This window comes from Mesorhizobium sp. WSM4840 (assembly GCF_055811755.1).
In genome coordinates, this window is sequence record NZ_JBVVQD010000027.1 from 19,634 (window position 1) to 31,874 (window position 12,241).

12 protein-coding genes and 1 riboswitch are annotated in these 12,241 nt (G+C 62.8%); of the genes, 5 read left to right on the forward strand and 7 right to left on the reverse strand.

Annotated elements, in window-relative coordinates; all coding sequences use genetic code 11:
* Positions 1–8 precede the first annotated feature (8 nt).
* The 3 genes from AC0L3I_RS27960 to AC0L3I_RS27970 all read right to left on the reverse strand — a co-directional run bounded on the left by AC0L3I_RS27960 (position 9) and on the right by AC0L3I_RS27970 (position 2,854).
* On the reverse strand, positions 9–626 hold the full coding sequence (locus AC0L3I_RS27960) for a LysE family translocator (RefSeq protein WP_473529023.1): 618 nt from the start codon (positions 624–626) through the stop codon (positions 9–11).
* Between the two features lie 146 nt (positions 627–772).
* Positions 773–1,720, reverse strand: a complete 948-nt coding sequence (locus AC0L3I_RS27965) for an aldo/keto reductase (RefSeq protein ID WP_473529024.1) — start codon at positions 1,718–1,720, stop codon at positions 773–775.
* A 165-nt stretch (positions 1,721–1,885) separates the two neighbouring features.
* Complete coding sequence (locus AC0L3I_RS27970) at positions 1,886–2,854, reverse strand: GlxA family transcriptional regulator (protein WP_473529025.1); 969 nt, start codon at positions 2,852–2,854, stop codon at positions 1,886–1,888.
* A gap of 169 nt (positions 2,855–3,023) precedes the next feature.
* Between AC0L3I_RS27970 and AC0L3I_RS27975 the strand changes: the two genes are divergently transcribed.
* On the forward strand, positions 3,024–4,004 hold the full coding sequence (locus AC0L3I_RS27975) for a quinone oxidoreductase family protein (RefSeq protein WP_473529026.1): 981 nt from the start codon (positions 3,024–3,026) through the stop codon (positions 4,002–4,004).
* Between the two features lie 85 nt (positions 4,005–4,089).
* Here AC0L3I_RS27975 and AC0L3I_RS27980 read toward each other — a convergent pair whose 3' ends face one another.
* Positions 4,090–4,635, reverse strand: a complete 546-nt coding sequence (locus tag AC0L3I_RS27980; RefSeq protein ID WP_473529027.1) for a gamma-glutamylcyclotransferase — start codon at positions 4,633–4,635, stop codon at positions 4,090–4,092.
* Positions 4,636–4,755: 120 nt separating this feature from the next.
* Here AC0L3I_RS27980 and AC0L3I_RS27985 point away from each other — a divergent pair, with 120 nt between their 5' ends.
* Both AC0L3I_RS27985 and AC0L3I_RS27990 read left to right on the forward strand, forming a co-directional pair.
* Positions 4,756–5,754, forward strand: a complete 999-nt coding sequence (locus tag AC0L3I_RS27985; protein ID WP_473529028.1) for a DUF2125 domain-containing protein — start codon at positions 4,756–4,758, stop codon at positions 5,752–5,754.
* Between the two features lie 54 nt (positions 5,755–5,808).
* Positions 5,809–6,732 (forward strand): sugar kinase, encoded by a 924-nt coding sequence (locus AC0L3I_RS27990; RefSeq protein WP_473529029.1) that lies wholly within the window; start codon positions 5,809–5,811, stop codon positions 6,730–6,732.
* Positions 6,733–6,831: 99 nt separating this feature from the next.
* Here AC0L3I_RS27990 and AC0L3I_RS27995 read toward each other — a convergent pair whose 3' ends face one another.
* Positions 6,832–7,767: a prephenate/arogenate dehydrogenase family protein gene (locus tag AC0L3I_RS27995; RefSeq protein WP_473488113.1), complete on the reverse strand. Its 936-nt coding sequence runs from the start codon at positions 7,765–7,767 to the stop codon at positions 6,832–6,834.
* A gap of 6 nt (positions 7,768–7,773) precedes the next feature.
* Positions 7,774–8,883 carry a histidinol-phosphate transaminase gene (gene hisC / locus AC0L3I_RS28000; RefSeq protein WP_473529030.1) on the reverse strand — a complete coding sequence of 370 codons (1,110 nt, stop codon included), beginning with the start codon at positions 8,881–8,883 and terminating at the stop codon, positions 7,774–7,776.
* A 311-nt stretch (positions 8,884–9,194) separates the two neighbouring features.
* Positions 9,195–9,272, forward strand: a riboswitch (SAM riboswitch).
* 120 nt (positions 9,273–9,392) lie between these two features.
* Between hisC and metX the strand changes: the two genes are divergently transcribed.
* Both metX and metW read left to right on the forward strand, forming a co-directional pair.
* Positions 9,393–10,562: a homoserine O-acetyltransferase MetX gene (gene metX / locus AC0L3I_RS28005; RefSeq protein WP_473529031.1), complete on the forward strand. Its 1,170-nt coding sequence runs from the start codon at positions 9,393–9,395 to the stop codon at positions 10,560–10,562.
* Positions 10,563–10,731: 169 nt separating this feature from the next.
* Complete coding sequence (metW, locus tag AC0L3I_RS28010; RefSeq protein ID WP_023797197.1) at positions 10,732–11,346, forward strand: methionine biosynthesis protein MetW; 615 nt, start codon at positions 10,732–10,734, stop codon at positions 11,344–11,346.
* 79 nt (positions 11,347–11,425) lie between these two features.
* Here metW and AC0L3I_RS28015 read toward each other — a convergent pair whose 3' ends face one another.
* Positions 11,426–12,226, reverse strand: coding sequence for a DUF1194 domain-containing protein (locus AC0L3I_RS28015; protein ID WP_425294106.1), 801 nt, complete (start codon positions 12,224–12,226; stop codon positions 11,426–11,428).
* Positions 12,227–12,241 lie beyond the last annotated feature (15 nt).

Genomic DNA, 12,241 nt, shown 5'->3' on the forward strand with positions numbered 1-12,241 from the left:
AGTATCCCCTAGGGAATCACAGCCAGCGCCGTTGTCAAAACCAGTGTCGCCGCGAACGTCAGATTGATGATCCGCGAGGCCAGCGGTTTGCGCAGGAAGCGCGCAAACGCTGCTCCGGCGAGAAGCCACAGGACATGGATGGCGACGATCATCGAAGCGAGGACCGCCAGCTTGAGCCCTGCATCGAGCTCACCGGCGGACGACGTGCCGGCAAATACGGCGGCAATCGCCACATAGGCTTTCGGGTTGGCGACGGCCAGAAGAAACCCGCCGAGGAATGTGGGACGTGCCGCCCCGCCGGTACGCGCTGCCAGAGGCGGAGCCGTTGCTATCTTGAAGGCGAGGTAGAGGATGTAGGCTGCGGATGCCAGCGCCAGGAGCGGTGTAAGCTTCGGCACAGAGGCAAGCATGGCCGTAATGCCCGTCGCCACGACCAAAAGCACGGCGACCGTCCCAAGAATGATGCCCGAGGCGTAGCGGAGCGAATCGCGCAGACCGAAGGCGGCGCCAACGGCGGTGACGCTTATCGTCGCCGGCCCCGGACTACCCATCACGACCGCCGATGCCAGCACAAGTGCGAGCAATTGCTGCCATAGTTCCGGATGGGAAAAGACCAGTTCGGACATCTGTATACCAGTATCCAGGCGCGATGCGGGCAATGGTATGGCAGGACAGACCAGGGCGTCTTGAACGATCGTGCAGGGAGCCTTCCGGCGCAGGCCGCGCACGGTCCTTGGCTGCTGTTGATCAAGCCGCCGCTTCGCGCTGGCGTCTATGCGCTCGCGCTGTCGAGCTCAGCGATATCGTCCGGACTGAGCTTCAATGATGCGGCGCGGGCGAGGCTGTCGACCTGGTCCAGCGTCGTGGCGCTGGCGATCGGCGCCGTTACGCCGGGCCGCGCGATCACCCAGGCGAGCGCCACTTCCGCCTGCTTGGCCGCGTGACGCGTCGACACGGCGTCGAGTGCTGCCAGGATGCGCATGCCGCGCCCGTTGAGATAGCCCTTCACGCCGTCGCCACGCGCGCTTTTGCCGAGATCGGCTTCGCTGCGGTATTTGCCGCTCAAAAACCCTTTGGCGAGGCTGAAATAGCTGATGACGCCGATATCCTCGGCCATGCACGGATCGCGCAGCGGCCCATCGAAGGAGGCGCGATCATAGAGATTGTATTCCGGCTGCAGCACCGCATAGCGCGGCAGGCCCCGCAGGCTTGCCACGTCGAGCGCGGCGCGCAACTGGCCGCCGTCGAGATTGGAAGCGCCGACATGGCGGATCTTGCCCTTGGCGAGCAGTTTTTGGTAGGCGCCGAGCGTTTCCTCGTAGGGGGTGGTCGAGTCCGGCCAGTGCGACAGATAGAGATCGACGACATCGGTCTGTAGCCGCTGCAGCGACGCATCGATGGCCTTTTCGATATAGGCAGCGGAGAGATCTTTCCTGCCCTGCCCCATATCCGACCCGACCTTGGTGATCACCACGACCTTGTCGCGATTGCCGCGGCTCTTCATCCATTTGCCGATGATGGTTTCGGATTCGCCGCCCTTGTTGCCGGGAACCCAGCGCGAGTAGGAATCGGCGGTGTCGATGGCGTTGAGACCGGCGCCGACGAAGCGGTCGAGCAGGTCGAAAGAAGTTTTCTCGTCGGCGGTCCAGCCGAAGACGTTGCCGCCCAGAACCAGCGGCGCGATGGACAGGTCGGTTTGACCGAGACGACGTTTCTGCAAGACTGATCTCCGTGGGGAATGGAAAGGAGCGGACGAAAAGCCCTCGCTTACCTAGGTCTCACCGCGCCGAGGTCAAAGGCCTGGCCATTCTTTCCGACGGACCACTGCTTCACAAGGGCGCGATCCGGGGGCGCGATCCACCGCGTTCGAGGTTCCAGCCGATGTCTACTGGCTCTGGCGCCGGTATTCACCAGGCGGCAGTCCGACCACGCGGTTGAAAAGTCGGCTGAATGAGGCCGTGTCCCGGTATCCGACCAGGTAACATATTTCCGAAATACCGAGTTTGGTGCTTTCAAGAAGTGTTTTCGCGGCCTCAAGGCGCCGGTCTTGGATCCATCGGCCGGGAGTGGTGTGCAATTCATCGGAAAACCGGCGCGCAAGCGTTCGCGGCGACAGACCGAGTTGCGCACCAAGGAAGGCAAGGTCGAGCGCTCCGAGCTGTTTTCTGGACAAAGTTTCGAGCCGGCCGCGGAACGGCTCTTGCGAAGGCAGCAGATCGGTAAGCGGAAACTCGTAGGGTGTCTGGATCTGCCGCGACGGCGGCAGCACCAGCAATTTGCGAACCAGGCGCTCCTCCCTGGCGAAGCCAAGATCCCGCAGAAGCGCCTTGCCGAGCTCCAGGCCTGAAAAACCGCCGCCGCAAGTGTAGATCCGTCCGTCCCCGATCAGCACACGTGAAGCGTCCCAACGCACCTTCGGAAAGCGACGCTGGGCATCGGTCTTCAGCCACCAGGAGATCGTCGCGCGCTTTCGGTCGAGAAGACCGGCGTCTGCCAGGAAGTAACCGGCCCCGCAATGCGCGGCGATGATGGCGCCGTCTCGTTGCGCACTTGCGATAAGCGGCGCGGCGTGGCGGCTCTCTTCCTCCAGCGCGGCAACAAGCTCCGGGATTTGCATACCGGGCATGGCCAGCAGGACCAGCAGGTCCATACGCTGCGAGGGTTCGCGTCGGGTGTGAAAGGAAATGCCAGGCGTCGTCGTGGCGTCGGCCTGCCGTGCCACGAATTCGAAGGAAATCGCCGGCGCGCCGCGAATGGTATTCACCAACTCGAACATTTCGACAAGCGTCGCGGCGACGGCCGAATAGAAGGTCGACGGCAGCCAGATCACGGCGTGGACGGGACGACTGTCCAAGATGGCTCCTTTGAACAACTATGGCAAGTTTAGCACATAGATTGTCAAATCTGCCAATTCCGATTTTTGCCAGCGGCCTTAGGTTCCGCGACGCCGATGCAAACACCGGTGCCTGCGATCTGGCCGCGTCCAGATTGCATGGCCAGATCGCCCGTTATTGGAGACCACCATGAAAGCAGTTGTATTCGACGCAATCGGCTCGCCGCAGGACGTGCTCTATCTCGGCGACGTGCCCATGCCGCGAATCGGCGACGGTGAGGTGCTGCTCAGGATGGTCTCCGCCTCGATCAACCCTGGCGACTTTCTGTTCATCCAGAACCTCTATCCCGAACCGAAGAAGCCGCATTTCCCCCACCAGATCGCCGGAAACCATGGCGCCGGTATCGTTGAGGCCGTGGGTGCGAACGTCGCCTTGAAACCGGGCACGCTTGTCGCATTCAGCTACTACAACAGCTGGGCAGAATATGCGGCCGTCCCGGTCGCTTGGCTGATCCCGCTGCCCGCCGGCTATCCGGTCGAACGCGCCGGGCAGATGGTGAACCCCATCACCGCCTGGGACCTGCTGGCGGATTCCCGTGTGCAGCCTGGACAGTGGCTGGCCGTCACGGCCGGCTATTCATCGGTTTCGACGATGGTGATGCAGTTCGCCCAACGGCGCGGCATCAACGTGATTGCGCTCGTGCGACGATCGCGCGACAGGCTGGACCTGAAGCGGCTTGGTGCCACCGCCATCCTCGATCTGTCGGGTTTGAAGGTCGGCATCAGGGAAGCAGTCATGGACATGACCGACGGCGCCAAGCTGAACGGGATCATCGATAATGTCGGCGGACCCGTCACTGGCGAGTTGATCCGCACCCTGGCGATGGGCGGGCAGATGGTTATCAATGGCGGCATGAGCACCGAGCGTTTCGAACTGCACAATTTCGACGTGCTGCTGAGCGGCCTCGAGATCAGGGCAAATATCTACCGCTACTTCTTTTCGCCGCCTGTCGAAGCCGACCGGCCAGTGTTGCGCGAAATTGTCGACATCTTCGGCCAACCCGATTTCCATGTTCCTGTCGGCGGCATCCATCCGCTGGCGGAGTTCGAGCTCGCCGTGACAAACAGCCTGGATCGCGCCGATCTCGGAAAGCAGATTTTCAGGATGTAACCCGGACCATCATCCCGAACCGAAGGGTTGCGACGCAAAAAGTGGGAACCGGTTTTCGAGATCATGGTCAAACAACGAAAGAAGATCACGACCCGATCCGTTTCGCCACCTCTTCCAGCCAGTGGTCGCGGATGCCCAGCGCTTCGAGGTGCTCCAGCGTGCTGAGCACGTAGTCCTCGTTCCTTCCCGACTGGCCGACCGCACCGCGAACGACTGTCGCCGCATCGGCAGCATCGAGCGCGCCGGCATATTGCTCGTGGGCACGATCGACGACATAGGCGACGGCCGAGACCGTCTCGCCCCCATCCGTCTCGCCGTTCGTAGCGTCATTGTCGAGGCGAATGCTAAGCATGCGCTCGCGATAGACATTGGTGACCAACTCGCGCTCGCGCAGATAGGTGATGACCTCGTTGCGCAGATCACCGGGGACGCGGAAAGCCAGCCCAATGCAGGAGCCGCCACGGTCGAGGCCGAGCACCAGGCCGGGCCGTTCGCGCGTGCCGCGATGCACGAAGGAGTAGACGCACAGCGACCGGCGGTAGCCGTGGAGGCGGGCGCGCCGCGTCTCGACATGCGCAAATCCCGGCCGCCAGATCAGCGAACCGTAGCCAAAAACCCAAAAATCGCCCATATCGCCAAGCCTGGTTGCAGCACCGCACTGGAATCGGTGTTTTTTCAGTCCGTCTCCGTCTACCTGATGTTGCCGGAAACGACAGTCCCCTGTGCAACACGCGCTAGCGAGAGCCGCAGCATGACGTCAAGTGACGAGCGTCCGCCGAATTTTCGCCGCCGCCTCTTCTGGCTTGGCGCTTTCATCCTTGTGCTGTTCGGCCTCTACAGCGCCGGCTGGTTCTACCTGGCGGACAAGGTCAAGAGCGAAGCCGACAGAGCGGTGGCCGAGCTCAACGGCAATGGCATCGAGGCGGATTGCGCCAATCTCACGGTCAGCGGCTATCCCTTGAGCTTCGCCATCTCCTGCGACAGCCTGGCTTATCAGGACGACAACAGGAACGTCGCAGCCTCGCTCGGCAGCCTCAACGCCGTCACGCATATCACCCAGATCCTGTCGCCTGGCGCCGACCTGCGGGGGCCGCTCAGGACCTCCGTGCCGGGGATGGCGCCGCTGTGGATCGACTGGGATAATCTGCGAGCGACCGTCAAACTGTCCTGGCCCCTGCCCCGGCGCGTTTCACTGGAGGCCGAGGGCCTGTCAGCCCAAACCGATCCGGCGGATGGCACAGACCCGGTCGAGCTGTTCAGCGCCGGGACAGCGGCCGGACAACTGCGTCCGAACGGCCAGGACATCGACTATTCCGGGAGTTTCACCAATCTCGAAATCGAACCAGGGGCGATCGATGGCCGCGTGCTGCCGCCGCTCGACGGCAGTGGCGACGTGACGCTGAAGAACGGCGTGGCGCTGATCAAGACACAAACAGAGAGCCTGCGCGGCCAGGCGATGGATATCGGCAAGCTCGATCTGTCGTCGGGGACCGCGCGCGTCACCGTTTCCGGACCGGTGTCGGTCGATGCCGACGGGCTGATCGACGCCGACCTGATGATCAAGCTCAGCGATCCGAAGGCGGTGGCGGCAATCCTCGGCAAGGCCATTCCCGAGCAAAAGAGCCAGATCAAAACCGGCTTTGCCGGGCTGGCGATGCTTGGCAACGAACCGTCGATGCCCCTCAAGGTCGTCAAGGGCAAGGCCTCGCTGGGTTTTATCCCGCTGGGCAGGATCAAGCCGGTCGATTAGACCATGATTGCGAACCTCCAGTTCGGAGAAGATCATGATGAAACAGGAAGATAGATGAACAGCCCGGTGAAGCTCCTGAGTGTTGGCGCGCTGACGCTCGATACCATCCTTCGCGTCGACACGCTTCCGGCACGTCAGGGCAAGTTCATCGCGTCCGACGGCGTCCAGATCGCCTCGGGCATGGCTTCGAGCGCGGCCTGCGCCGCACGCCGCCTCGGCGCGGACGTATCGCTATGGGCGAGCGCAGGAGACGACCTCGTCGGCGATCAGCTGGTCGCCGGGATCGAGGCCGAAGGCGTCGATTGCAGCTTTGTCCGGCGCGTCGGCGGCGCGCGGTCGGCACTGTCGGCCATCTTGGTCGACACGCATGGCGAGCGCATCATCGTTCCATTCTATGACCAACTCGCCCAGGCCGACCCCGGGGCGCTCCCCATTCAAGATCTCACCGCATTCGACGCCATCCTGGTCGATGTGCGCTGGCCGGGCGCAGCAGCTCTGGCCATGGCGGCGGCGCGCGAAATCGGCCGTCCGGCCATACTGGACGCCGACACCGCGCCACGGGACGTGCTGGAACGGCTGTTTCCGCTGGCCTCGCACATCGTCGCGTCGGAGCCGGCGGCGTTCATCCTCGGCGGCGAGGAACGAGGTCCGCAAAAGGCCTGTGAAGCGCTGGGCAGACGCACCGATGCGTTTGTCGCGGTGACCGGCGGCGCGGCGGGAAGCTGGTGGTTCGACCGCTCGGCTGGGTCCGTGCGCCATGTCGCAGCGCCAAGGATCAAGGCAGTGGATACGCTTGCCGCCGGCGACGTGTTTCACGGCGCCTTTGCCGTCGGGTTGGCGGAGGCGATGCCGATCGAACGGACATTGCGCTTTGCCAGCGCCGCCGCCGCGCTCAAATGCCTGCGCTTCGGCGGCAGGCTGGGCGCGCCGGACAGGGCCGAGACACTGGCGATGATGGCGGCTCACTGGCCGGCCTGAGACAGCGGCGGGCCTTCAAATCGAATCGTACCGCTGCTCTATCTTTTTGTTTGAGCATCGGATTTTCCCAAAACCAGTACCCACTTTGGGTCCGATGCTCTATCCCTTGGCCGGGTGCTCGACTGCCTGCCGGCCAAAGTCCGGTACGTCGATGTCCTGACCGGCCTCGATGATCGAGCGGCGGACGGCGCGGGTGCGGGTGAACAGGTCGAAAAGTTTTTCGCCGTCGCCCCAGCGGATCGCCCGCTGCAGCGAGGCCAGATCTTCCGAGAACCGCGCCAGCATTTCGAGGATGGCGTCCTTGTTGTGCAGGCAGACGTCCCGCCACATCGTCGGGTCGGACGCGGCCAGGCGAGTGAAGTCGCGAAAGCCGGAGGCCGAATATTTGATCACCTCGGACTTGGTCACCGACTCCAGATCGTCGGCGGTGCCGACGATGTTATAGGCGATGATGTGCGGCAGGTGCGAGACGATGGCCAGCGTCATGTCGTGATGCTGGGGATCCATCGTGTCGATGTTGGAGCCGCAACGGCGCCAGAATTCCGAGAGCTTTTCCAAGGCGGCCGGATCGGTGCCGGGCAACGGCGTGAAGATGCACCAGCGGTTTTCGAACAGTTCGGCAAAGCCGGCGTCCGGGCCCGATTTTTCAGTGCCGGCCAGCGGGTGGCCGGGAATGAAATGCACGCCAGCAGGCACATGCGGCTGCATCTGCGCGATGACCGACGCCTTGGTCGAGCCGACATCGGTGAGGATGGCGCCCTGCTTCAGCGCCGGTGCGATTTCCTCGGCGACCTCGCCTGAAGAGCCGACCGGCACCGAAACGATCACCAGGTCGGCATCGCCGACCGCCTCTTTCGCGTCCATCGCGTAGGAGGAGCCGAGGCCGAGTTCCCGCGCCCGCGCCAGGGTCGTTTCGCTGCGCGTCGAGATGGCGACGTGACCGGCAAGGCCTTCGCGATGGATTACGCGGGCCAGCGACGAGCCGATCAGGCCGATGCCGACCAGCGCGATCTTTTCGAACATCGGTGATGTCATGGTCTTCTAGCTTTTCAGAAATGTCGCGAGGGCGGCGACAACGCCGCGATTGGCCTCTTCGGTGCCGATGCTCATGCGCAGTGCATTGGGGAAGCCGTAGCCGGAAACGCGCCGCAATATATAGCCGCGCGCACAGAGGTAATCGTCCGCAGCCGCCGCCGAATGTTTTTTGTCCTCGGGAAAGTGGATGAGGACGAAATTGCCGACGCTCGGCGTCACCCGCAGTCCGAGCTTGGTCAACTCCTCGCTCACCCATCGCAGCCAAGTGTCGTTATGAGCCACGCTGCGCTCGACATGGGCGCGGTCGCGGATCGCGGCAATGCCGGCCTCGATCGCCGTCGCGTTGACGTTGAAGGGACCTCGCACGCGGTTGATCGCGTCGATGATATGCATCGGCGCGTACATCCAGCCGATCCGCGCACCGCCGAGGCCGAGCTTGGAGAAGGTGCGGGTCATAACCACGTTTTCCGCGCCAGCCACCAGCTCGACGCCGGCTTCATAATCATTGCGGCGGACATATTCGGCATAGGCTGCATCCAGCACCAGAAGCGCGTTTCGAGGCAGGCTGGCATGCAGGCGGCGCACCTCCTGGAACGGCAAATAGGTGCCGGTCGGGTTGTTGGGATTGGCGAGGAAGATGATCCTGGTACGCGGCGTCACCGCAGCGAGGATCGCATCGACGTCGGCGCGCTCATTGGTTTCCTTGACCGACACCGGGACAGCACCTGCCGACTGGATGTAGATCTTGTAGACCATGAAGCCGTGTTCGGTGATCACAGCTTCATGGCCGGGCGCGAGATAGGTCTGCGCAAGCAGGCCGAGAATCTCGTCGGAACCATTGGAACAGACGATGTTCGCCGGGTTGAGGCCATGCACCTCAGCGATCGCCTCCCGCAGGCGCCTGGCGGTGCCGTCGGGATATATGTCGAGTTTGGCCGCGACGTCGCGCGCGGCTTCTATCGCCTTCGGCGAGGGGCCGAGCGGGTTCTCGTTCGACGACAATTTGTGGACCTTGGCAACGCCGGCCGGCGCCGTGCTTTTGCCCGGCACATAGGCTTCGATGTCCATGATCCCCGCGCGGGGCGTTGGACGTGCCTGATCCGATGCCTGGTTCATATTGCAAAAATCCGTCGAGAACGCTTCCACCTAGTGTGGTGGATTTGAAGTTCCTGCCATTTTGGTGGCAACAGCGCTCAGGAACTTCAAATCCAGCACACTAGAATTCATTGGTTGCTAGTGTGGCGAATCCGAAATTCGCCCACTGCGCTGCTCCAACGCGATGCGAATTTCGGATTCGCCACACTAGAAGCCGCAGCGGAAATACAAGCCGTGGCCTGGAATGTCGAGAGGCGGCGATCATGGGTGAGCGACTGGCATGGGTGAACGACTGGCCGTTGACGCCGAGACGCTCCGGTCCTAGAAGAAAGGCGAAATCCCGTGGTGATTTGGCCGGTCGGCTTGCAGCCACGTTAAACAACTCGCTAAAGGGCCGTTTGCATCCTGTAACCGGCTTTGCGAAGGCGATGTCGGTTTTTTTGTTGTCCGTAGCCGGCCGGACAGTCGCATCGACCCGAAAATCGGAATCGACTTTCGGAAAGCGCGATGGGTTAATGTAAGAGGATGCGATGGTCGCGCTGCGCACTAAAAGAACCAACAACGAGGCCGACGAGCCATCGAGCCCGGTGTTGCGTTTCGGTGCCGACAAGCCGCTCAAGCTCGATGCCGGCACGCTGCTGTCACCGTTCCAGATCGCCTACAAGACTTACGGCACCCTCAACGACGCCCGCTCCAACGCCATCCTCGTCTGCCATGCACTGACCGGCGACCAGCATGTCGCCAGCACCAATCCAGTGACCGGCAAGCCGGGCTGGTGGGAAGTGCTGATTGGCCCCGGCAAGATCATCGACAGCAGCCGCTTCTTCGTCATCTGCTCAAACGTCATCGGCGGCTGCCTCGGCTCGACCGGCCCCGCCTCGACCAATCCAGCCACCGGCAAGCCCTACGGGCTCGACCTGCCGATCATCACCATCCGCGACATGGTGCGGGCGCAGTTGATGCTGGTCGATCATTTCGGCATCGAAAAACTGTTCTCGGTGCTCGGCGGCTCGATGGGCGGCATGCAGGTGCTGCAATGGGCGTCGAGCTATCCGGAGCGCGTTTTCTCAGCGCTGCCGATCGCCACTGGCGCGCGCCATTCCTCGCAGAACATCGCCTTCCATGAGGTCGGCCGGCAAGCGGTGATGGCCGATCCGGACTGGCATGGCGGCAAATATTTCGAGCAGGGAAAGCGCCCGGAAAAGGGACTGGCTGTGGCGCGCATGGCCGCTCACATCACTTATCTGTCGGAGGCGGCCCTGCACCGGAAGTTTGGCCGCAACCTGCAGGACCGTGAAGCGCTCACCTTCGGTTTCGACGCCGACTTCCAGATTGAGAGCTATCTGCGCCATCAGGGCATGACCTTCGTCGACCGCTTCGACGCCAACTCCTATCTCTACATGACCCGGGCGATGGACTATTTCGACCTCGCCGCCGATCATGGCGGCCGGCTGGCCGACGCCTTTGCCGGCACCAGAACCCGTTTCTGCCTGGTCTCCTTCACCAGCGACTGGCTGTTCCCGACCGAGGAGAGCCGCTCGGTCGTTCACGCGCTGAACGCGGCCGGCGCCTCGGTATCCTTCGTCGAGATCGAGACCGATCGCGGCCACGACGCCTTCCTGCTCGACGAGCCGGAGCTGTTTGCTGCCATCAACGGCTTCATCGCCTCGGCGGCGCGCGCCAGGGGGCTCAGCGCATGATCCCTGAAGATTGCAGGCTTTCCGGACCGGCATCTTTCGCCATGCATCAGCGCATGACCCCGAAAAGTTGCAGATTTTTCGGACCGGGATCATGTGCCAGGCAGCGCATGGCCCCGAAAAGTTGCAGACTTTTCGGATCAAGGTCATGCGCCAAGCAAAAGCCACGATCATGAGTGTCAACCACGCCCAGCGCGTCGACCTCGAAGTCGTCGCCGATCTCATCCCGCCGCAGTCGCGGGTGCTGGATGTCGGCTCCGGTGATGGCCTGCTGCTCGAATTGCTGCAGGCGACGAAGCAGGTCGACGGCCGCGGGATGGAACTGTCGCAGCGCGGCGTCAACGAATGCGTGGCGCGCGGCCTGTCCGTCATCCAGGGCGACGCCGACAAGGACCTCAAATTCTATCCCGACAAGGGTTTTGATTTCGTCGTCCTGTCGCAGACCTTGCAGGCGACCCGCAACCCGAAGCTGGTGCTCGACGAGTTGCTTAGGATCGGCAAGCACGCCATCGTCTCCTTCCCCAATTTCGGCCACTGGCGGGTGCGCCTTTCGCTGTTCGTCGAAGGGCGGATGCCGGTGACCAAGGACCTGCCCTATTCCTGGTACGACACGCCCAACATCCATTTCTGCACCATCCGCGACTTCGTCAATCTCTGCGAAGAGCTCGGCGCAACGGTAGAAAAGGCAACCGCGCTCGACGCCAATGGCCAGAAAATCGGCCTGTCGATGCCTTGGTGGTTCTGGAATTTCTTTGGCCAGCAAGCTGTGTTCCTGCTGAAGCGATAACGGCCGTCGCATATGGCGCGCGGCCGGCAAGAGTCCGGAGACCATCTGCGACTGTTCGCCATTCATCGACCAAGTCTAGCTAGCGATCAAGCTCCGGAAAATACGGATCGGAGAAAAACTGGCGGCCGCGCTCGCCTTGCAAACAGTCGACCGGCGTTGCCGCATCGACCCGGAGTGTCGCGGGAGCGGCCCTGGGACCGGCAACACCGCTGACCTCCAGGACCAGCTTGCGGCGTATGGCGGTCACGAATTCGGAAGCGGCATAGACCGGCAGCACGAAGGAACCTGGCCCGCCGGTAACGCACTCGGCATAGTACCGGTCGAGATGGCTAAAGCTGGGCGACGGGCTGATCAGGATCGGCAGGCCGTTGACGACGATGTCCTTTGCCACCGCGGCGTCGCGTGTCGTGGTGACGGGCATCCCGGTATTGTTGGGGCCATCGCCTGAAATGTCGATGACGCTGCGCGTCGCGTCGAAAGCGGCTCCATCCAAAAGCTTGGCGCCGAAGGCGAGCGCACCGGAAATCGAGGTGCCGCGAAAGCTCCTGAACGGGCGCGCCTCGATCTTGTCGGCGAAAGCGTTAGCGCTCTCAGCATTGTCGATGACCTGCCAGGCAATGACCGCATCGTCGCGGACGGTGCCTGCCCATTCGAAATAGGCCAGCGCAATGCGGCCGGTCACGCCCGAACGCACCGCATTGATGAAGTCGGGGTGGCGCAGCGCCTCGACATAGCCGGCGCGCTGCAGCGCGAATTCCTTTTCGTCCATCGAGTGCGAAATGTCGACCGCCAGCACCAGTTCGACGTCCACTGCAATGGCATCGGCGGGCGCGGCCAGTGGTGCTGCCTGAGCGCAGGCAAGGCAGGCAAGCAGGCTAATGCATGTCGCCCAAAA

Bases quoted from the DNA above. Each gene is read 5' to 3' on its own strand.
- AC0L3I_RS27960 (WP_473529023.1), bottom strand. From the start codon at position 626: ATGTCCGAACTGGTCTTTTCCCATCCGGAACTATGGCAGCAATTGCTC.
- AC0L3I_RS27975 (WP_473529026.1), top strand. From the start codon at position 3,024: ATGAAAGCAGTTGTATTCGACGCAATCGGCTCGCCGCAGGACGTGCTC.
- AC0L3I_RS27980 (WP_473529027.1), bottom strand. From the start codon at position 4,635: ATGGGCGATTTTTGGGTTTTTGGCTACGGTTCGCTGATCTGGCGGCCG.
- AC0L3I_RS27985 (WP_473529028.1), top strand. From the start codon at position 4,756: ATGACGTCAAGTGACGAGCGTCCGCCGAATTTTCGCCGCCGCCTCTTC.
- AC0L3I_RS27990 (WP_473529029.1), top strand. From the start codon at position 5,809: ATGAACAGCCCGGTGAAGCTCCTGAGTGTTGGCGCGCTGACGCTCGAT.
- AC0L3I_RS27995 (WP_473488113.1), bottom strand. From the start codon at position 7,767: ATGACATCACCGATGTTCGAAAAGATCGCGCTGGTCGGCATCGGCCTG.
- hisC (WP_473529030.1), bottom strand. From the start codon at position 8,883: ATGAACCAGGCATCGGATCAGGCACGTCCAACGCCCCGCGCGGGGATC.
- metX (WP_473529031.1), top strand. From the start codon at position 9,393: ATGGTCGCGCTGCGCACTAAAAGAACCAACAACGAGGCCGACGAGCCA.
- metW (WP_023797197.1), top strand. From the start codon at position 10,732: ATGAGTGTCAACCACGCCCAGCGCGTCGACCTCGAAGTCGTCGCCGAT.